This is a genomic window from Nonomuraea sp. NPDC049480 (genome assembly GCF_044465905.1).
Classification (GTDB): Bacteria; Actinomycetota; Actinomycetes; order Streptosporangiales; family Streptosporangiaceae; genus Nonomuraea.
Genome location: NZ_JBITMD010000016.1, coordinates 14,827 through 36,982 on the forward strand (window position 1 = coordinate 14,827; position 22,156 = coordinate 36,982).

Consider the following 22,156-nt stretch of genomic DNA (forward strand, 5'->3'; position numbering starts at 1 on the left):
CCGTCCCCCCTACTTTTTCAACGGTTTCTTTTTCTGCTGCTGCTTGTTCGTGCGGCCACTTGCGGAGGTCTGCGCCTTCTTCGGCTGAAGGGGCGGCGGAGCTGGCATGTTGTAGGTGTCCGGGCTGTTGTACGCGCCCGCGACATAGTTGGAGAAGTACGCCGCCATTCCCTCGGGCACCGGCATCTTGGTGACCCCCTGAGTGGCCTGCTCCACCTGATCGGCCGGGGTCTTGGCGGCGGGGCTCTGGTGCAACCCCGCGTACGCGTCTTTCCACTGGTCGATGTACTTCGCCGAATGCTTGGTCATGACCGCGTTCCCCATGCGGTCCCTCCTGGAGACGCCGACCTGCTGTGAATAGAGCCCGTTCAGCAGCCCGTTGTCGGCGAACAGCGTCAGCCTTTCTCCGCTCTCCTCGTCGAGGAGGTCGGCGCGGCAGTCCAGGCTCTTGACCGCCTTGCGCCAGAGGTCGTCGAAAAGCTCCTCGCTCGCGGCCTCCACCAGCTCCTTCGACAGGGTGTAGGTGGTGCAGTCGAGGACGCCCTTCGCGGCCTGGATCTCGATCCGCCGCAGAGCCTGACGCCTGTAGGCGTTGCAGAGCTCGAAGAGGGTGTTCTTCAGGTACTGCCAGTAGCCGCCGGCCTCACGGCCCACCACCAACGGGTCCCCGGTCTCGGGCTGGGCGAGGTCGATGGTGTGCGTGAGGCTGTTGTAGACGGCCTTGGGCCAGGTCTCGTCGCCGTCGTGCTCGAGGTCCTGGAATCCGGCGCGGTCGATCACCACGATGCCCGTCTCGTCCGGCACCTTGGCGAGCCTGGCGAGCACCTCGTCGGGAAGCGAGCGCTGATCGGGGGCCAGGTTGAGCTGATCGGCCGCGAGCTGGGCCCAGCTCTGGGGCCCGACCTTGGCGACCTGCTCGAGCAGCGAGTCGAAGATGGAGACCGTGCGGAGCTTCTTCAGCACCTGAAAGAGGTAGTCCTTCTGCAGGTCGGCCCGGGGCGCGGCATCGTGGGTCAGGAGCGCGATGCCGGCCTGGTCCTCCTTGCCGCTGATGATGATCGGCTCCGGCCCGCCCACCGGCCGCTCCTTCTTGACGGGCGGGGGAGTGGGCGTCTTGAACTCCTGGGTGCCCTTGTTCGCTTTCTTGTTGGAAACGATCACGGTCGGCGCGCTCTTCTTACGCTTCAGCGGCGGCGCCTTCGGCGTCTGGGTCTTCGGTACGACGGGCGGCTTTTCTGTTCTCTGATTACTGACTTTGACTTGCTCAGTGCGATTGGCCCGCTTTTTCTTCCGGAGGTTCTCCGCCATCTCCGCTTCCAGCGCGTCAAGGTCAAGATCTTCGACTGAGAATTCGCTCATCGCCGCCCTCCGTGCCGGATCAGTGAAAAGATCGCTTTCCCCCCGCCTCCCGGCGGTGTGCGAGAGCGGACGGTACGCGAGTGCGGCAGGCCGGTCAATGACCTGAGGCACCTCCGGGCCTGGTCCGGTTTTGTCACCTTTTCGGCGTATGTCACTTCCCGCCGCGATAAGGGAGCATGAGTCGGCCCGATTCGGGGGGACAGGTCGGGGTGGAGTCGGGGGACTCTTTTCAAGGGGGGACGTGCCGCGTGAGCAGCGATTCCAGGATGCCCGATTACGAACGGCTCTTCGGCGAACTCGATCTACGTGAGGGGGATCATGCCAGGTCGGTGTACTCGCCGGCCGCCTATCTGACAGACCTGCTCAAGCTGCTGCACGACGCGTTCGGCGAGGACTCGATCCTGGAGCGCAGGCCCGACCTGGAGGACATCCCGCTCGACAACGACAACACCTTCACGCTCACGCCGTATCTCGACGTCGTCATCAGGGTGCTCGAAGGGCTCGTGGAGGGGCGGCCCTACGAGGAGCTCGAGAAGCTCAACCATCCGTTCGCGCTGCCGTTCTCGCTGAAGCACGCCAGAGTGGTCACCTACCTGCGCCATCTCGGGGTGGACCCGGTCGAGTTCGCCGGGCTGTTCGCCGCGGAGGCCGACCGCGACGGGCTCGCGCGCGCCTGCCTCGGGCTGTCGCCCAAGGACGTCGAGGTCATCACCACCGTACGCGCCACCGCGGCGGGCATCGCCGAGGTGTACGGCAGGCCGCTCACCGACCTGCGGGACGTCGGAACGTTCCTTACCGCCGCGTCGATGACCGGCGCCGAGCTGCGCGAGCTGCTCTACCAGGACCCGCTCATGGAGCGCTCGCCCGCGACGTTCTTCGTGCACGCGGGCGGCCCCGTCGTACGGGTGGACGACGACGATCGCACGCTGGTCGCGGACTCCGACGAGCCGATCCCCGCGGCCTGGTTCGACCGCGCGAGCCGGTTCGTCCGGCTGGCACGGCGTACCGGGCTGTCCTTCACCGACCTGGACCTGCTGCTGACCTCGTGCTGCGGCGGCAAGCTCGACGTCGCCGCGTTACGGCCGCTCGCGGTCGCCGTGCACCTGCACCGGGCGCACGGCCTGCCGTTCGCCACGATCGCGGCGCTGACCTCCCGCGCGCTCCCGCCGGCCGTGGACGACGTGCCGCCGCCCGCCGGAGACCTGCTCGCGCCGCAGAACCGCGACTACCGCCTGCACCTGGCGCTCGCCCTGGACGTGGCCGAGTCCGACATCGTCGAGGTCGTGCGCCGCTACCGCGCCCGGTTCGACGGCCCGCTGGAGGAGAGCCCGTTCGACCGCGGGATCGGCCTGCCCGCGCTGTCGGCGCTGCACCGCGCGGGCCTGCTGCTGTCGGCGCTCGGCGTCTCAGCGGAGGAGCTGTTCTCCCTGCTGGGGGCGCTGGAGGCGGATCCGGCGCTGCGCCGGTACACGACCTTCCCCGTGCTGCGGGTGCTGGACCCGGGCAGCGGCGACTGTCACCGCATCCTCGCGGGCGACGATCCGCGCGCCGGTCTGTGGCTGCTGCAGACGCTGGTCGCCGTCAACGCCTGGATGCGCGAGTCCGGCTTCGGCATCGAGGAGCTGGCCAGGATCCTGGGTGAGCCGGGCGCGCCGGAGCCGGAGGAGGAGCAGCTCGCCCTGCTCGACGGACTGCGGGACAGGTTCGAGGGCGTCGCCCTGTCGCCCGGGGCGCTGGTGTCCGAGCGGTTCGACGAGCGGAGCGCGCAGGTCGTGCACGACGTGCTGTCCGCCTACGACGACGGTGTCGTCTCGCCGCGTGACGCCCGGCTGCTGCGGCCCGAGCCCGGTGTCGTCGCCGCCGCCGCGTACCGCGCGGTCACCGAGCTGGCGGTGCTGTCCCCGGAGGACTTCCTCGGCCTCGGGCTGGAGGGGCCGGTGGCCGAGAAGATCTTCACCAACCTCGTGCTGGCCGGGGTGCTCGACGCCGACGGGCTGCTCGTCGCCGAGACGCCGCCCGGCGGGCTGACCCTGGCGAAGGACTACGGCGAGCTGTCGGCGCCGCTGTTTGAGGCGATCGCGGAGGCCGAAGACGCCTTCTATCCCGCCGACCTGACCGAGCTGTTCCCCGACCGGCCCTGGGCCGAGCAGGCCGAGCTGTACGACAACCTGCTCTACAACGGCTGGATCGACGAGGAGGGTCAGGTGCTCAGCCCTGACTTCTTCGCCGACCTCGCCAACGCCGAGCAGTTCTCCGCCTCGGCCGATCTCCAGGAGGTCGAGGCGGACGTGCTGGAGGTGCTGCGCGGGCGGGTCAGGCAGTTCCGCACCGCGCAGATCGTCATCGATCCTGGCGTCTTCACCGGGCTGACGGAGGCGCAGCTCGCCATGCTCATCGACGGTCTGCGCTTCAACGGCGTGATCGGCAAGGACGACGTCTACACCGACCACGTCGCTGCGCTCACGGCCCAGGACGTCGCCCTGCCGCTGGAGCTTTATCCGATGCGCCGGGCGATCATGGAGGCGATCCGCGACCAGATCGCGGCCGTCCGCATCGAGCGGTACACCTTCACCCCCGACGACTTCGTCCAGGTCGCCGACGAGGCGATGGCCGGGCGGGTCCTCGACCGGCTGGAGGTCGAGATCACCGAGCAGGGCCGGGTGCGCGAGGAGGCCCGCGAGCTGTTCACCGGCCCCGAGAGCGGCTTCGCCCTGGGCGACGGTTTCACCGAGGGTGACAGCGAGCTGGTACGCGGCCGCATTGCCGCGATCCTGGAGGCGCAGCTCCCGTACCGGCTGGACACGGCGCCGCTGACCGAGCTCGGCTTCACCGACGAGGAGCGCGGGCAGCTCGTGGCGATGCTCGTCGAGGACGGGCACCTGGACGACGCGCTCGGCGTGCCGCAGAGCCGGGTGCGCCACTTCGCCACGGTCACCAACGCGCTGGACTTCAAGCTGCCGGGGCTGGAGGACTACGCCAAGGACGTCTTCTTCCTCCTGCACCAGACCGCCAAGGAGACCGCCGCCGCGCTGGCCGAGATCACCGGCAGGGTGGAGGAGCTGGCGACGGCGCAGCACGACGCGGTCCTGAGCGTGCTGGAGGACGGCTTCGGCGTGCCCGCCGACGTCGTCGAGGTGCTCTGCCGGGCCGTCGCGCCCGGCGCGCTCGACCTGCTGCTCCTGCCCGCGCTGAGCGCCGGCCCCGTGGACGCGCCGGGCGGAGGCGCCCAGGCCGCGCCGGGCGCGGGGCTTGAGGCCGCGCTGGCCGATCCGCACGTGCGGCGCGTCTACCGGCGGATCAAGCGGTTCGCGCGGCTGGCCGTCAAGCTCGGCCTGAACGCCACGGGCGTCGAGCTGGCCTTCCGCGACCAGGATCTGGCCGGCAAGTACCCCGAGCCGCTGGCGCTGCCGCCCGGCCTCGACCGGTTCGACGCGCTGCTGACCGGCTGGGACAGCAAGATCTACCTGTTCCACGGCACGTACTACTGGATGTACTCGGCGGCCACGTACGCGCTGGAGAGCCCGCGCGGCAGGACGCTGGAGGAGCTGTCGCCCAACCTCGCGGGCCTGACCGCGATCGACGCCGCGTTCACGCAGCCCGACGGCACCGAGTGGATCGTGGGCAGGGACGTGGACGGCCTCTCGCACGCCTTCACCCGGGTCCGCGGCGGCACCAGGTGGGGCGCGAAGGCGCAGGTCTGGGGCAAGGTCAGGAACACCTTCGCCGACCCGGCCGCGCGCATCAGCGCCGCGTTCGTCGATTCCGACGGCCGCACGTACCTGTTCAGCGGCGACCAGTACGTGCGGTACTCGGGCACCGACTACTCCGTGGCCGACGAGGGCTACCCGCGCGCCATCGGCGAGTGGTGGCAGGGCGAGGGCAGGGACACGCCGCTGCCCGAGCCCTTCCACAGGGCTGTGGACGCCGCCTTCCACGGTCGCGACGGCCGCACGCACGTCTTCAGTGGCCCGCGCTGGTTCGACGGCACGACCGAGCGCCCGCTGGCCGAGCACTGGGGCAAGGTGCGCAACGCCTTCGACGGCGCCGCGCGGATCGACGCGGCCTACGCGGACGAGGACGGCTTCCTGCTGTTCGCCGGCGATCAGGTCGCGCGCTGCACCGACAGCCCCGAGAACGCCGGCGTGCGCGTCGCCGACGGGCACCCCCTCAGGATCCAGACGTGGCGCGCCGACGTGCCCGCCGGGTTCGAGAGCTCGATCGAGGCGGCCTTCCAGGACGCCGCCGGGACCGTGCACCTGTTCAAGGACGGGAAGACCGTCACGATCCCCTACACGGGCGCCGGCCCCGTCACGCCGACCGCCGAGCGCTGGGGCCGGCTCGCGCCCGTGCTGACCGACGGCAAGGTGGACGCCGCGTTCGTCGGCCGCGACGGCATGACCTACCTCTTCAGCGGCGACCGCTACCTGCGTTACTCCACGGCCGACTACTCGGTCGCCGACCTGGGCTACCCGCGCGGCGTGGCCGGCGACTGGGGCGGGCTGGACCGCGTGGACGCCGCGTTCGTGATGGACGGCGTCACCCACCTGTTCGGCCCGGTCGGGCAGATCCTCGACCTGCCCGCCGACTACGAGGCCGAGCTGGCGGACGGGCGGCTGTCGCCCGCGCTCCGCCGCCGCCTGCGCGAGCACGGCGTCACCGTGCCCGACGACGCCCGCGTCACCGGCACCTCGCCGACGTGGCAGGTGACCGCGGAGCGCTCGCTCGTGCTGACCATCCGCAGGGCGGGCGAGCGGATCAAGGTCTCCGGCGACGACACCGTCTTCCACGTCAGCTACTCGACCAGGGACTACACCGTCCCCGACGCCGGCTACCCCAGGCCGCTGGCCGACAACTGGTGGAACCTGCCGGTGACGCTCGCCAAGGACCCCGGCTTCGCGCGGATCGACGCCGTCTTCACCGACCGCGACAACCGGACGTACCTGTTCTCCGGCGGCCGGTTCGTCGTCTTCGACGTACGGCGCCGCTGGTGGTCGGAGCCGTACACGCTGCTCGACGACTGGGACAGCATCCCGTTCGGCCGCGTGAGCGCGGCGTTCATCGGCAAGGACGGCAGGACGTACGTCTTCGGCGACGACGGCCGCTACGTCCGCTACTCCACCGGCGACTACACCCAGGCCGACGACCGCTTCCCGGCGAGCGTGAGCGGCTACTGGGGCAACGTCGCCAACATCATCGCGCGGACCGGCAGGGTGGACGCGACGCTGGTGATGGACACCGTCGAGCTCGTGGACGGGGCGGAGGTCACCCGCACCTACACCTACCTGTTCTCCGGCGACCAGTACGTGCGCTACGCCGGCCGCGACCTCACCTTCGTGCAGAACGGCTACCCGCGCCCGCTCAGCGCCCTGCGGACCGAGCCGAGGATGGCGGCGCTGGCCGTGCCGCTGGACGGCATGGACGCCGCCTTCGCCGACCGGCGCAACGTCTACCTGTTCAGGGGCGGCCAGTGGCACGTCGTGTCCGACACCCTCTACCGCGCCTACGACGACCTGGACCTAGCCGGGCTGTCGTGCGCGTACGTCGAGAACGGCGCCGTCCTCGTCGAGCGGAACGGCCGCTGGACGCGGCGCGCGTCGCTGGAGGGCCCGCCCGGCACGGCGGAGGCGCACCCGCTGACGCTGCGCGCGGTGCCGGAGGAGTACCGCTCGGGCCTGGACGCCGTGCTCACCGGCGCCGACGGCAGGACCTACCTGTTCAAGGGCCCCAACTGCTACGACACCGAGCTCGACCGCGCCTACCCGCTGGCCGAGGAGTGGGGCCGGCCGCGCAACCTGATCTACCAGGACAGCGCGGTGGACGCGGCCTTCGCCGGCCGGGACGGCAGGACGTACCTGTTCAGGGGAGACCAGTTCGTCGTCTACTCCTCGGGCACGCTGGACACGATCGACGGCGAGCCCAGGCCGATCGCCGACCACTGGGGCGGCCTGACCAGCGTCACGCTCGCCTACTTCAGGAACGGCGTCACCCACCTGTTCGAGCATCCCGACGACACTGGCGCGATGCGGCACGTCCTCTACACCGGCGAGCACGGCCCTTACCTGGAGCCCGACCCCGGCCATCCGGCGCTGACCGACGCGACCTTCTGGAAGGCGCCCGACAACTTCCCGCTGCCGTCCGCCGTGCTGTTCGAGGGCGACACGATGCTGCTGCTCAACGGCGAGCGGTGCGTGCAGCTCAGCGAGGAGACCGGCCAGTGGTCGCAGCCGCGGCCGATCGAGCGGATCTGGCGCGGCTTCGGCCGCGGCCTGGAGCCCGGCGACCGGCTGCGGGCTGCGTTCACCGCCGCCGACGGCTCCACCTACTTCTTCTTCACCGAGACGTACGCGCGCTACGCGAACCATGTCTTCGAGCCGCTCGCGCCGATCCGCGACAGGTGGGGCAGGTCGCTCAACCCGTTCGTCCCCGACGACGCCACCGCCGCCGTGGACGCCGCGATCGTCTTCGGCGACGACACGACCTACCTGTTCTCCGGCGGCCAGTACGTCAGGTACACCGGCGCCGCCTACCGCTACGCCGACCCCGGCTATCCCAAGCCGATCGCGGGCAATCTGCGGGCCGAGCGGCCCTTCGCGGGCCTGGCGGAGACGTTCGAGGACGCGGTCGCCGCCCGGGGGGCCGGCCGGGTGGTGGACGCGGCGGTGGCCAACGGCCGCACCGCGTACCTGGTCGTCGGCGGTGTCCTGCACGTCGTGTCGCGGGAGAGGACGGCCACGTACGATTTGGCCGGGCTGGGCAGGGTGCGCAACGCGATCGTGGACAGGCGGCGGGTGGACGCCGCGTTCGTCACCGGCCCGCACACGTACCTGTTCTCCGGCGACCAGTACGTGCGGTACTCGGGCGCCGACTACACCGTGGCCGACGAGGGCTATCCGCGCCCGATCGCCGCGCTCTCCGGCGAGCCGGGCCTCACGCCGGCGCTGCCCGAGGAGTTCGGGCACGGGCTGGACGCGGCCTTCCGCACCCTCGACGGCCGCCTCTACCTGTTCAAGGGCGGCAACTACCTGGAGGGCGGCGTCGTACGGCCGCTGACCGGACAGTGGGGCAGGATCCGCAACGAGTTCGCCGCGGGCGGCGCGATCGACGCGGCATTCGTCTCACCGGCGGGCGAGCTGTACGCCTTCCGCGGCGACCAGTACCTCCGCTACCGGCCCGGCGTGCCCGACCTGGTGGAGGAGGGCTACCCGAGGACGATCAAGGACGACTGGGGTGACCTGCCCAAGGTGTTCGAGGAGGGCGTCGACGGCGCGTTCGTCCTGCGCGGGCGCACCTACCTGACCAAGGGCGAGCAGTACGTGCGCTACTCGGGCGGCTACGACGCGCTCGACCGCACCTTCCCCCAGGACTTCACGCACCGCTGGTCGGACGCGGCGGACTACCGGCTCACTGACGTGCACACCATCGCCCGCTTCGCCGAGCTGGCCCGCGTGCGCCCCGGCCTGGTCGAGCTGCTCGCGCAGGGCGCCGCGGAGCCGTACGGGCGGCTGGCCGAGCTGTTCTCCTGGGACGTGGAGGAGCTGCGCTGGGTCAAGCGCAACGCCGGGCTGATCACGGAGTTCCCCGCCGAGGAGGAGCGGTTCGAGATCGAGTTCGTGCTCAAGCTCGTCCGGCTGTTCGCGGTGGCCGCGCGGATCGGCGCGGGCCCCTCGCGGATCTACACCGAGGCGTGGAGCAAGCAGGATCCGGGCGACGGGCTGGCGCTGCTGCTGGAGCGCAGGCACACCCCCGAGGAGTGGAAGGGCGTCTCGAAGGTCGTCCACGGCGAGCTCAACGTACTCAAACGCGACGCGCTCGTACCGGCCGTGCTGCACCTGCACCCGGAGATCGCCGACGTGCGCGCGCTGTACGAGCGCCTGCTGATCGACGTGGAGATGGGCGCGGAGGGCGCCACCTCGCCGGTCCGCGAGGCCATCGCCGCCACCCAGCTCTACGTCCACCGCTACCTGCTCGACCTGGAGCGGAGCGGCTCGAACGGGCAGGCCCGCCAGGACATCAAGACCTGGTGGTCGTGGCTGAAGAACTACCGGATCTGGGAGGCCAACAGGAGGGTCTTCCTCTACCCGGAGAACTACCTCAGGCCCGAGCTGCGCGACACCAAGACCCCGGCCTTCCGCGAGCTGGAGAGCGACCTGCTCCAGGGCGCGATGACCGAGGACAGCGTGCAGCGCGCCTACAAGCGCTACCTCGACGAGTACACCGAGGTGTCCAGGCTGGCGATCTGCGGCGCGTACGTCTACACCGAGGACGGCGCGGAGACGGGCGTCAGGCGGCTGGTGCTGTTCGGCCGCACCAGGACCGAGCCGCTGCGCCACTACTACCGCTCCGCCGAGTTCCGCGACGGCGACAAGCTTTCCGCCACGTGGGAGCCGTGGGTCAAGGTGGACGTGCAGATCGACGCCGACCGGGTGGACCCGGTGCACGCCTTCGGCCGCGTCTTCGTCTTCTGGACCACCGTGGAGACCGTGCCCCCGGAGACGACGGGCGTCAAGGACGGGCCCGCACCGCCGCCCAAGCACCGGGTGCGCATCTTCTACTCCTTCTACAACCTCAACAAGGAGTGGGTGCCCGCCCAGCAGCTCCCGGCCGGCCCGCTGGAGGACGGGCCGATCAGCGGCGTGCGCCTGTTCGTCCAGGCCTCGGCCACACTGCCGGTCGGCGATGAGGAGCGGCACGACTCGATCGTCGTGTCCTGCTCCTACGACGTCCCCGCGCCGGAGAACCGCACGAAGACCGTGTCCACGGCGTACGCGCTCACCCCCGAGCTGTACGCGGTGGCCGTCGAGACGCCGGCCGAGCGGGCGCGGACCGTCGAGCTGTCGAAGATCTTCGCCGAGCAGGTGGACGAGGCGGACCTGGTGCGCTTCAACAGCCCCGCCGACTTCGCCGACGGCCCGTGGTTCAGCGTCGACCACAAGGGCGGCAGCTTCCTGTGCCGGCCGCTCGCCGCCGACGCCGTCATCGACCCGGTGCTCGACCTGCCGAGCACCGCACACGGGCTGCCCGACCTGGCGCAGCTCAACGCCGGCTTCCGGCTGCAGGACGGCCCCGCCCACTATTTCGACAACAACGCCAAGCGGTTCCTCGAAACGACGACGGGCACCGCAGGCAACACCGCCGACGTGTGGGGCAGGATCGGTAACTCGCTCGTCGAGACGGGCGTCGTGGACGCCGTACTGAACAGGGGCAAGCTCACCTACGTCTTCTCCGGCCGCCAGTACTACTGCTTCCGCAACAAGCCGTTCGGCGCGCTCGAGCCCGGCTACCCCCAGCTCATCTCGGCCAACAACGACGACCTCCCCCAATGGGAGCGGCTCGACGGCGCCTTCACCGCCCCGGACGGCACCGAGTACTTCTTCTCCGGCGACCTGCGCCACGTCCGGCGCTCCCCGTCGGCCAAGCCGCGCAAGGAGGAGGAGTGGGAGCCGCCGGAGGAGGCCAGGTCCGTGGTGCTCCGCCAGCGCGAGCTGTTCGCCTTCTCCTCCGACCAGGTCTGGTACTACCCCGACGGCGAGGAGCTCCACGAGGACTACCCCAAGGCGCTTGCGGACAACGACAAGGACCTGCCGCGCTGGGCGGAGCTGGGCGCGGCCTTCTCCTACGGGGAGACCCAGTACTACTTCGACAACGTCAACCACGTCTACGTCACGCACACGCAGAAGTCCGTCTCCTCCGGCCAGTCCACCTACGCCCTCGGCAAGATCCCCACGGCGATCACCAAGACCGGCGTGGTGGACGCCGCCTACGTCTCCGGCCGCCACCTCTATCTCACCAGCGGCCTGGAGTACGTCCGCTACACGATTCCCGACAAGGGGCCCCTTCCTGCCTACATCGACGCGGACTACCCCAAGCCGCTGCACCACCTCGTCCAGGCCGTCTTCTCCCGCGACGATCACCGCTACGTCTTCGGCGACGGCGAGTACGCCGTCCTCGAGGCCGCGCAGGAGCTCGGCGCCCTGACCTCCCAGTCCTTCCACGACATCGAGGGCAACTGGCACGGGCTGCCGCCGGAGTTCGGCGCGGACTTCTCCGGAGCCATGGACAACCCCGGGCACCTGCTCCTCTTCCTGGGGAACCGCTACGTCGCCTACGCCAAGGACGCGGCGACCATGCGCCCGTACGAGTTCGCGGCGCGCCCGCACGAAATCATCAGGCTCACGTCGAGCACCGCGTACGAGCTCAACCGGCGGCTGCTGGTCGGCGGCGTGCCCGCGCTGCTCGCCCCGCAGGCGCAGGAGACCGACGAGCTGCCCGCCTTCAGCCTGACCGACTCCGGGCCCACCACGATCCAGGTGACCTCCAGCGTCGAGGGCGTGCCCGCCAGCACGCACCTGGACTTCCAGAGCGCCAACGGCCGTTACTACTGGGAGATCTTCTTCCACGCGCCCATGCTCATCGCCCAGGCGCTCAACGACGCCCAGCGCTTCGAGGACGCCAGACGCTGGTACGAGTACGTCTTCGACCCCTCGGAGCAGGACAGATACTGGAGGTTCCTGCCGTTCCTCGCGGTGGACGTCCAGGCCCTGGTCGCCGGCTCCAGGGCCGACCTCGGCCCGATCGACTGGACGCAGGAGGCGCTCGCCGAGTCCGGCTGGACGGAGGAGTCACTCCTCGGGCTGCTCGGCGACGTCGAGGGCATGGCACCGGCGTTCGAGCAGGCCCGCACGCTCACCCCGGACGAGCTCAAGCTCCTCGACGAGCTGGCCGCGGGCAAGCTGCGGACGGTCGAGGAGGCGTTGCCCGAGAACAACCCGCTGCGCGAGAAGCTCGGCCTGCTCGCCAGGCTGCACAGGCAGTACGACCTGATGGGCGACCACGGATCGCTGCTCAAGGCCTACCAGGACGACCCGTTCGACCCGCACGCCATCGCCGGGCTGCGGCCCTCGGCCTACCGGCGGACGGTCGTGATGGCCTACATCGACAACCTGCTCGACTGGGGTGACCTGCTCTTCCGCCAGTACACGATGGAGAGCGTCGACGAGGCGCGGATGCTCTACGTCCTCGCGTACGACCTGCTCGGGCGGCGTCCCGAGAGCATCGGCACCCGTACGCTGCGGGCCACGGAGACCTACGGCGGGCTGAGCGGCTCCAACGGCGCCAACCCGGACGCCGAGAAGATCACCGCGGGCGGCCGGATGCTCGACGGGATGGGCGCCGTGCACGGCGGCGTCGCGCACCCGTACTTCTTCATCCCCGGCAACACCGTGCTCGGCGACTATTGGACGCGGGTCGAGGACCGGCTGCGCAAGATCAGGACCTCGCTCGACATCCTCGGCATCAGCCGCCCGCTGCCGCTGTTCGAGCCGCCGGCCGACGTGATGGCGCTGGTCAGAGGCGCTGCCACGGGCCTGACCCCGGGCGCGTCCACCGCCGGAGCGGGCGCGGCGGTGCCGCACCAGCGCTTCACCTTCACCCTGCGCAAGGCGCAGGAGCTGGCCGACAGGGCACGCCAGCTCGGCGACGAGCTGCTCAGCGTGCTGGAGCGGCGCGACGGGGAGGAGCTGTCGCTGCTGCGGGCCAGGCAGGAGAGCGAGCTGCAGCTCATGGCCCGCGCCGTCAGAGAGGCGCAGGTCAAGGCCGCGACGGAGAACCTCCAGGAGACACAGGCCGCCCTGGAGACAGCCGGCGATCGCGTCACCTACTTCCAGGACCTCATCGACGCCGGGCTGACCTCCTACCAGCAGGCGCAGATCGAGATGATGACGCACGCCTCCAACTCGCACTTCGCCTCCGCCGGGCTCAGGCTCGGCTCGGCCCTGGCGTTCGTCGCGCCGCAGGTCTCCATCGGCCCGTTCATCATGGGCACCGAGTACGGCGGGCTCAACGTCGGCGAGGCGCTCGACAAGGGCGCCGAGATCTCCGAGTCGCTCGGCGAGGGCTTCGGCATGATGGGCGAGCTGTACGGCCTGCACGCCGAGCACGAACGGCAGGAGAGCGACTGGAGCCACCAGCTCATACTGACCAAGGCCGACGTCGTCCAGCTCGGCCACCGGGTCGCCGAGGCCGGGCAGCACCTCGCGATCGCCCGGCACGAGCTGGAGATCACCGACAAGGAGATCGCCAACGCCGAGGCCGTCACGACCTTCCTCACCGGCAAGTTCACCGATCTCGAGCTCTACCGGTGGATGGCCGGGCGGCTGGGCGGGCTGTACTTCCAGACCTACAACCTGGCCCACGAGAGCGCCAAGGCGGCCGAGCGCGCCTACCAGTACGAGCGCGGCGTCACCGACGCCTTCATCCAGCCGGCCCACTGGGACAGCCGGCGGGCCGGCCTGCTGGCGGGTGCGGGCCTCGGGCTCGACCTCGACCGGCTGTCCAAGGCGTACCTGGAGGGCGACGGCCGCGGCCTGGAGATCGTCAAACGGGTGTCGCTGCTGGAGCTCGACGCGGTCGGGCTGCTGCGGCTCAAGACCGAGGGGCGCTGCGAGTTCTCCCTCACCGAGGCGCTGTTCGACCGGGACTTCCCCGGCCACTACCGGCGCAGGATCAAGACCGTGTCGGTGGTCTTCGACGGCATGGAAGGGCCGCTGGAGGTCAACGCCACGCTCACCCAGCTCGGGCACAAGACCGTCCTGTCGGCCGACCTCAAGGCCGTGCGCTACCTGATGGACGGCAGAGGCGAGCCGCCCGGCACCCTGCGCTTCGACTGGCGGGCAGGGCAGCAGGTCGCGCTGTCGGGGCTGGAGCCGGGCCGCGACAACAACGGCCTGTTCGAGCTGCGCTACGACGACGACAGGTACCTGCCGTTCGAGGGCACCGGCGCGGTGTCGGCATGGCGGCTGGAGACCGGCGGCCTGCCTCCTGGCGATCTCGTGGACGTGACGATCGTCGTCAAGTACACCGCCGAGCAGGGCGGCGCGGTCTTCGCCAACGCGGTCAAGGGGATGCTCCTGCCGTACCAGGCGTCCAGGTTCTTCGACCTCGCGGGCGAGTTCCCTGAAGAGTGGGAGCAGTTCGTCTCTGGAGGGGAGGGCGAGCTCACGCTGCCGCTCACGGCGGAGGCGCTGCCGCGCATCACCGGCAGCCAGATCGCCGGGCTCTACGCGACGTACTCGCGCGATGGCGGAGAGGAGGTCCGCCTGCTGCTCGGCGGCGAGGAGGGGGCGGCGCTGGAGGACGGCAGGGCGCTGCGCACCCCGGGCCTGCGGGTCGGCCCGCTGACGCTGGTGGCCGACGGCGATCCCGCTGGCCTGCGCAACGTCGGTCTCGTCATCAGTTATCGGGCTCTCTAGGGGTTCAGGACGACCTTCCCTGCGACTGTGCCGGACTCGGCCAGTCGCAGGGCGTCGGCGACGCGGGCGAGCGGGAGCTGGGTGGCGATCTGGGCCGTGACGTCACCGCGCTGGAGCGCCGGGAACACCTCGGTGAGATCGGCGCGCAGCCTGGCACGGAACCGGCCCTTGGCCAGGCCGCGCCCGGCCCAGACGTTGTAGAAGTAGGCGCGGCGGCGGTCGAGCCAACTCCGCGAAAACAGCGCGATCGGCCCAGTCCGGCCTCGGCCATCCCTGCTCTGAGGTTTGGGCTGCCAGGGACTCCGCCCCTGAAGCATGCGCAACCACCACGCGTGGATCACGTCGAGGTCGACGTTCGTGCCGCGCTCGCGGCGACGTCGCCGAGATGCTCCTCGTGTCCAAGCGTCAGATAGCGAGGTCGTAAGGGCGTCGCCCTGGGCTGCCTCGGACCAGTCGATCACTCCGATGATCTCGCCGTTGTCAACGCCGCATACCTGCGGAACGGTGACATACACGCCCGTCTGGCCGCCATCAGCGTAGCTCGTCCCATCAGACGTTGTCCGGCATCTCTGGGGCTCTCACCTCATCCAACAGCAAGGCGATATGAACGCGCCTATTTGCTTGCCAACCACTAAAATTGGCGCGGCTGCAGTGGCGCCTGATCTTCGCGTGAGCAGTGGACCTGTTGGGTCGAGAGGAGGTGAGTGCGAGATGGCAACGGTTGGCGAGCAGATCCGGAGTGTGGATCAGGCGATCTGCCGGAACATCGCCTCACTCATGGACCAGCGTGCTCTGCTCTCGCAGAACGTGCTCGCTCAACTCCGTAACCTGGTCGAAGGCGTAGCAGTCCGTCTTCACGCTGGGAGGGATGACGCTGAGTTCACCTACGCAGCAGTTGAGCCAGGGCTGAGGAGGAACTGGAGCAATGATCGAAACCTGTGGATCTGCCGGGAAGGGGTGTACCTTCCCGGATCATCCGATGATGGTTTCGAGATAAGGCCGACGCGCCAACGTCGGCCGGGAAGCCCTTGTCCATGACATGGAGAATCAGCCGGGACACACTGGCAGCCGTGACTCCGATTTTCTTTTCAAGTTGGAAATTTCCGATTCATTTGGTATTAGTTCGGCCAGCGAATAGCTTAAGAACGCAGGCGCATTCGCCTCACCTTCACAATAGGTCCGACTAGTAATGTCTCCCTGTGGAACAATGCGAAGCCTGCCCGTATTCCTTTCAATCACTTTTAATACGTGGTCATTATCCTGCAAAATGCTCACCGTCCGAGGTGTTTCGCCCTTTATCGAAATAGATTCAGAAGGCAGCCATTCAATTTCTCCGGGGCGACCTAATACTCCGGTGAATATGCCTACGAACATCGGTGTAGTAGAGAGAAGCAAGATGGCCCATGTCCGTGCGGCCGCTTCCAACCTATCCGACCCCGCCCCATCATTACCAGGAATGGCGACATGGGTCGCCATATAGACCTTTCTATGCGCTATGCCAGCACATAGTACACTGCCTACTACCTGAACTATGGGCAAATTCAAACCAATAAAAAGGATGACCATTATGGCAGCCATTCTACCCAAATTAGGAAGAATGAGCCTCGGGATATCATTCATGGAAAGGCCTAGGAATACTACGGCGCCTACAATCCCCACCGCAAGGTCAACCATCACGGAGATTGATGCGGCAAATAGATCGATGGACGCAATAATTGCAGCCGCTTGGGCCTTTTGTCCTTGTGAGGCGACAGCAACTCGCAGTGCCATGACCACAACAGGAACGACAGTGATGAAGATGGTGAAGAATACTCCCAGTACGATCCCTGTGTTGCGAAAGAGGGCGATGCTACGCGCAACTAGGTCAGGTGTCGAGTTGGACATTTCTTCGCCAGAGTCTGACTCATCTGGGATGTTGTTGCGATGTTTCGCCACAGGAATCACTTTCGCGACCGGAGCCTGCAATGCAGGCAACTCTAGTGCAGCGTGAAGATTGATGGCTAACTTATCGAGAAACGTACTTATTCATAACTTTCGTCCCCGTTGTCCCGATGCGGCTCTGTACGACTGGAGCACAATTTGCGAGCCAGCACGGTCAGGGCCAAAGCGTTCTCATGTTGTGAAACCGAGTAGCTGAAGGCCGTCGGTGGGGTGGCTGCGGTAGTGGTCGGTGGCGGCGGCGATGTTGGTCCAGCCGATCAGGCGGGCCAGGCCGCTGGCCAGATTGCGGAGGCCAGCCATGATCCGGGGTGCGGCGCCGGTCCGGACACGGGAGGCGTCTTCGCGGTAGGTGACGTCGCGGATGTGGTGCAGGGCTTCGATGCTCCAGTGGCCGCGGATCAGGGCGGCGAGCTGGGTGTGGGTGATGCGTCCCGGTGGGAGGCTGGTGACGGCGTAGATCGTGACGATGGTGGTCTTGCCGGTGCGGTGGTCGGTGCGGCGGCGTTTGACCTGGATCGCCTGGGCGGCGTGTGCGAAGGGCAGGTCCGGGCGGACGGTGCAGATCTTCATGCGGCGGATCTCGCGGCGGCCGTGTCCTTGCTCGTCGGTGCGGTCGTTGAGGATCGCTTCGCGCCAGGGCAGGGCCTTGAGCCGGCTCAGGAGCGTGGGTGTGGAGTAGGCCGCGCGGCGCGATGCCCTTAAAGGGTCGTCTCCGCGCGGCCCCTCCCCGAACCGGACGTGCGAGTTTCCCCGCATCGCGGCTCTCCAGTGGTGCTACTGCGCGTTCGACCGCCGATGGATGTCAGCGTGGCAGCGGGCACAGACGATCAAGGTTTTTCGTCGTATGGCCCGCATCGCCTCGACCCAGCGTGGTGCGGCCGTGGAGCTGTATCGGTTGAGGTCGGCGAGGCGCCTGACGTGGTGGACGGTGATCCCGTCGCGCGCCTCGCACAGTTCGCAGATCCCGGCGGTCAGCCGGGCGATGAGTTGACGTCCCCGCCGCGCGGGCCAGGCCCCGTCGATCAGACGGGCGTGCCTGCGGCGGCGCAGCGGAACGCCTCCGAACCTGGCGGTGAACACCGTGCCCGAGGGGGTGTGCAGCTTCGCCTCGAAACACCGACGCTTCCCATACGGGGTGGTAACGGTGGTCCGGTAGCGGTCGCGCATCACCCACGGCGGGCGGCGGTACTTGGCGGCCAGGGTGGAGAACATCGACTTCTCCATGACGTAACGGAGCTTGTTGAGCCGGTTGAAGTTCCCGGCCAGTTGGTAGTACTGGACATAGCCTCGATACTCCGAACCGTACGCGGCGACGATGTTGTAGTCGCTGGTCCGGATCAGATCGTTGCGGATCAGGGGTTTGCCCTGGTGACGCTGGTAGGTACGACATCGGGCGTCTACCGTCTCGGGTGGGACGCCCAGCGCGATGGTGCCGTTGAGCGAGCGGCCACCCCGGGTATGCCAGGTGTCGGCCTGCCGGGTCCAGATGTCGTAGCCGAGGAACCGCGCCTTGCGGGTGCGGGCGTGGGTGATCAAGGTCTTCTCGGTGGAGAGCTCCAGCCTCAGTTCCTCGCGTAGGAACGTGGCGAGCTGGTTCTTGATCTGCTCGGCTTCGGCCTTGGTTCCGACGAACCCCAACAGGTGGTCGTCGGCGTAGCGGCAGTACCGTAACCGCCGGTAGCCGGGGTCATTGACGTCCACGCTCGGCATCGACTGCTGGATCTTGCGCAGTTCCCTGACGCGGGCGCGGTCGCCCTTGCGTCTCCAGTAGCCGATGTTCGCGGTGACGTTGCCATACGCCCGGTTCTGCCGGCGTGCATTGCCGCGGGTCCAGGCCGGTACCAGCGTGTGTTCCACGAAGGTATCGAGCCGGTCAAGGTAGATGTTGGACAAGATCGGCGAGACCACCCCGCCCTGCGGCGCGCCGGAATGCGTGGCGTGCCACCTCCAGTCCTCTAGGTACCCCGCCTTCAGCATGCCGTCCACCAGTGCCAAGAACCGTCCGTCACGGATGCGTTCGGCCAGGATCGCGAGCATGACCTCGTGGTCGAGGCTGCCGAAGCAGTCGGCGATGTCGCCCTCGATGAACCAGGTCGTGCCGGTCCATGTGGAGGCGATCTCGTCGAGCGCGGTGTGGCAGCCCCGTCCGGGACGGAACCCGTGCGATCTGGCCGAGAACCGTGGCTCGTAGTACGCCTCAAGAAGCAGGCGCACCACCTCGCCGACCAGCTTGTCCGACCAGGTCGGCAGCCCGAGGGGCCGCAGGGTCCCGTTCTTCTTTGGGATGTGCACCCGGCGGACCGGGGCGAACCGGTAGCGTTCGGCCCGTAGTAAGCCGATGATCTGCCGGATCTGCTCCAGACTCATCCCGTCGGGTGTGGCCCCATCGACCCCGGGTGTCATCGCCCCGTTGTTGGCGTAGATGCGCCCGTAGGCCATCAGAAACAGCTGTTCGTTGAACAGCTGCCGATACAGTCGCGTCGGGGGCAGGCCGCGCCCGCCCCGGTCGCGCAGGACACCGAGCACCGCGTCGGCGCTCTGCATTACGCATACCTCCTCGAATCGATCGGTGTCCGCTCCACCTGTGCCCCTTCGCCCTGTGAGCGGCTCTCCCGCTCTCCTTGGCCGGGCGTTACTCCGGCGACTACTACGAGCACTCCGTCACCGCCGACCCGGTGAGGGCCGGGACGGTGATCCCACGTTCGTCTCTGACACACGTTCAGCGCGGCTCCAGGCGCCCCACTCATCTCCTTCAATGCCCTCGCTGGACATCGCTCCCGCCGCGAAGGTTGACCAGGACGAACCAGTACGTCCCGATCACGGCGGGCACCGGTTTCAGGTGCCATTCCGGTCGCAGTAAATTGCTGCCGCTGGAGATTGGGGTTCAAGCAGTCGAGCCTTCGCCATACCGCGCGGGTCCCCCGGCGCGCCTTCCCAGGCACCTGGACCCGGCCGCCGGTTTCCTGGCATGCTTCGGTCCCCTTCGCCTTTCGGCTCCAGGTAAGCCATCGGACCCAGCAGACCTCCCTTCGAGTCTGTCCCGCCTTTGGCGGGGATGCGTCAGAGCGCCTCGTGGCGCACTGGTTGCCCTTGACGATGAACAGGTAGTGACCTCTCGCCTCGACGATCTGCCGGGCGTGGGCGTGTTGAGTGTGCAGAGCGTCGGCGGTGATCACCACGCTCGACAGATCCAGCCCGGACAGCAGGGGTGTGAACGCGGGGATCTCGTTACTCTTGGCCTCGATCTGCCGCTGGGCCACGACGATCTGGGGGTCGTGACGAGTGGCGGCCAGCAGGTGGACCGTGCCGTCTGGGGTGCGGCTGCCGCGTAGGGTCTTGCCGTCCACGGCCACGCCGGCGAGTTCGGTCCGGACTGAGGGCCGGCTGCTCGTGGCGGCGGGTGGGGCATAAGCAGCGAGCGAGGCCAGATAGGTGCGGGTGGCGGTGTCGAAGGCGTCGCCGTCCAGGCGGGCGAGCAGCCGGCCCAGGGTGCTGGCGGCCAGCCGTGGCGTGCCGGGTAAGCCGGCTCGGGCGAGCAGGTCTGGGTCGTATCCGGCGATGAATCGGGTGATCTTCAGCAGGGATGTTGCTCCGCCGAGTACGGCGAGCAGGGATAACGCCAGCAGCGGGCCGAGCCGGTAGCGGCGCCCCCGGCGGCTGCGCGGGTCGGGGACGGCGTCCAGGACTTCGGCCAGGGTCGGCAGATCGAGCGGATCGGTCAGCGGGTCGGCGACGGTGACGTGCTCCAGGTGGCGGGCGAGCACGTCGATCGGGGATGATGGCACGCGAACGCGGCCCCTGTTCTTGATCGACTGGCGTAGACACCCAACGATCATGAGGGGTCGCGTTTGTCATCTGCAGCCCGGGTGCCCTCGACCATCCGGCCGTCTCAGGCCCTTGTGCGTCCCACCAACCGGGAACGCTTCAGCCCTGCAGCCTTACCCCAGCGGTCGTGATGTCGCCGGTGAGTTGGCGCCCGCACTCGGTTCAGGTCAGCGAGCGCGCGTCCGCGACGTCGTACTCGGCAACCGAGGCGCCGAGCATCGCAGCGCGTTGCGTGTCGCTGGGGCCGCTGCTGCGGAACGCCTCGACGGCCGTCTGCGACTCCCAGCGCTCGAAGACGTTGATACGGCCGACATCCACCAGGTCCGCGCTGATGGCGAAGTCGAGGCAGCCGGGTGCGCGGCGGGCCAGCTCAATGATGCCCACGCAGTCCGCGAGATAGCGCTCGCGCTGTTGCGGGTCGACGACGAGATGCCCCGCGACGATTACCATGTGCTGCTCCTTTGCCGGGTTCGAACTGACCGTTGCAGGCTATGACCGTCGACCGAGCTGGAACTCATCGGTGCGCGCACGCCGGACACGACGATCCTCCGCCGCGCCTTGGAGCTCCGCTGAATGAGAGCACATTCTCGCTTGGCCGCATGCCCAGATGGACCAATCGGCCCTTACCGCGCCCATCCCGGCCACCGTCTTCAACCCTGGGTCTCACCACGTGAGAACGCTTCAGCCCTGCCAGCACGGTGAGGGCATGCGTGAGATAATCGCTTCAGTGGTCTTCTTGTCGTTGGGCCCCGCCTTGCCAGCAGCGCGTGGGTGGCGCTGGCCCGGACCGGCCGGAGAGCCGCAGCCGGGCCAGCTTGCCGCCGACGCGCGGCCGAGGCGCCGCAGGCGGCTCGGCCCTTGAACCAGTGAAGAAACTTTGAGCCCATCAAACTCGGAAGGTGATCTGGCTGTCGCCCCCGGCCTGCTCCGCTTCGCTGGCTGGGATCGCCTCGAAGCGGTCGCCGGGAGCCTCGATCTCGGTGACTTCCAAGGGGCGTCCGTCGCTGCTGAGCATGACTCGGCGGACGATCAGAAGCGGGGTTCCGATGGGTTCCATGTTGAGGTCTTCCCACGTGTCGCCGTATGGCATTTGCGCGTGGACGCTGGTGATCCAGCGCAGCGGGCCATGCATGCGCTCCAGGTGGGCGTAGTACTCCTCGGGCGCGACCTCATCCTCTAGCCGTGGCTGGCCGTCGTCGGTGGTGACGGTGCCTACCTGGTCGGCCAGTACGTAGGAGCTGAGGTGGATACGGGCGTGTGTCTTGCTGTGCTGCCAGTGGGCGTTGCGGTAGAGGCCCATGCGGCCTCGGCGCACGTTCAGGGTGTCGGCCGTTGAGCCTTCTATGCTCATGAAGATCGGCATATTGGGGCCAAGCCGCGAGTCGGCACGCTCTGCGTCGCTGGGGACGGTGACGTGTTCCCAGCCCTGGCGCGAAGGGTCGTAGGCCGGGCTGAGAAGATCTTCGCGTTCTGCGGCGCCCAGGAGGATGAGCCGGCGGTCGGGGGTCGGGCGGACGAAGGTGCCCCTTCCGTGCGCGACGGTGAGGAGTCCTTCGCCGACGAGCTGGGCGATGGCCTTCCGGATGGTGGGGCGCGAAGTGGCGTACTCGTTGGCGAGGAACGCCTCACCTGGCAGCGCCTGGCCAGGCTTGTAGTGGTCTTGCAGCACGTCGGTGCGCAGTAGGTCGGCGATGACCCGCCACCGGGCCGCTGTCTTGTCGTCGGTCATGCTCTTTACCTCCCGCTCTACATTTGCTCTTTACAAGAGGTAGCACGTCTTGGCT

At 68.5% G+C, this 22,156-nt stretch carries 9 protein-coding genes; 1 reads left to right on the forward strand and 8 read right to left on the reverse strand.

The genetic code is table 11. From position 1 onward, the window contains the following. Window positions 1-9 precede the first annotated feature (9 nt). Window positions 10-1,161 (reverse strand): hypothetical protein, encoded by a 1,152-nt coding sequence (locus ACIBX3_RS36885; RefSeq protein ID WP_397125159.1) that lies wholly within the window; start codon window positions 1,159-1,161, stop codon window positions 10-12. Window positions 1,162-1,625: 464 nt separating this feature from the next. Between ACIBX3_RS36885 and ACIBX3_RS36890 the strand changes: the two genes are divergently transcribed. Then, window positions 1,626-14,606 carry a hemopexin repeat-containing protein gene (locus ACIBX3_RS36890; RefSeq protein ID WP_397125160.1) on the forward strand — a complete coding sequence of 4,327 codons (12,981 nt, stop codon included), beginning with the start codon at window positions 1,626-1,628 and terminating at the stop codon, window positions 14,604-14,606. Here ACIBX3_RS36890 and ACIBX3_RS36895 read toward each other — a convergent pair. The 7 genes from ACIBX3_RS36895 to ACIBX3_RS36925 form a co-directional block, all read right to left on the reverse strand. After that, window positions 14,603-14,923, reverse strand: coding sequence for a zinc-binding dehydrogenase (locus ACIBX3_RS36895; protein WP_397125161.1), 321 nt, complete (start codon window positions 14,921-14,923; stop codon window positions 14,603-14,605). The two genes, ACIBX3_RS36890 and ACIBX3_RS36895, sit on opposite strands and share 4 nt — an antisense overlap. Window positions 14,924-15,653: 730 nt before the next feature. After that, on the reverse strand, window positions 15,654-16,571 hold the full coding sequence (locus ACIBX3_RS36900; protein ID WP_397125162.1) for a hypothetical protein: 918 nt from the start codon (window positions 16,569-16,571) through the stop codon (window positions 15,654-15,656). A 147-nt stretch (window positions 16,572-16,718) separates the two neighbouring features. After that, window positions 16,719-17,303 (reverse strand): ISAs1 family transposase, encoded by a 585-nt coding sequence (locus ACIBX3_RS36905; RefSeq protein ID WP_397125163.1) that lies wholly within the window; start codon window positions 17,301-17,303, stop codon window positions 16,719-16,721. Between the two features lie 18 nt (window positions 17,304-17,321). After that, on the reverse strand, window positions 17,322-19,091 hold the full coding sequence (locus tag ACIBX3_RS36910) for a reverse transcriptase domain-containing protein (RefSeq protein WP_397125164.1): 1,770 nt from the start codon (window positions 19,089-19,091) through the stop codon (window positions 17,322-17,324). Next, a complete protein-coding gene (locus ACIBX3_RS36915; RefSeq protein ID WP_397125165.1) occupies window positions 19,091-20,332 on the reverse strand; it encodes an ISAs1 family transposase in 1,242 nt (413 codons plus the stop codon). The genes ACIBX3_RS36910 and ACIBX3_RS36915 overlap by 1 nt, the downstream gene beginning before the upstream one ends. A 202-nt stretch (window positions 20,333-20,534) precedes the next feature. Then, a complete protein-coding gene (locus tag ACIBX3_RS36920) occupies window positions 20,535-20,822 on the reverse strand; it encodes a putative quinol monooxygenase (RefSeq protein WP_397125166.1) in 288 nt (95 codons plus the stop codon). A gap of 436 nt (window positions 20,823-21,258) precedes the next feature. After that, on the reverse strand, window positions 21,259-22,101 hold the full coding sequence (locus ACIBX3_RS36925; RefSeq protein ID WP_397125167.1) for a GntR family transcriptional regulator: 843 nt from the start codon (window positions 22,099-22,101) through the stop codon (window positions 21,259-21,261). Window positions 22,102-22,156: the final 55 nt, after the last annotated feature.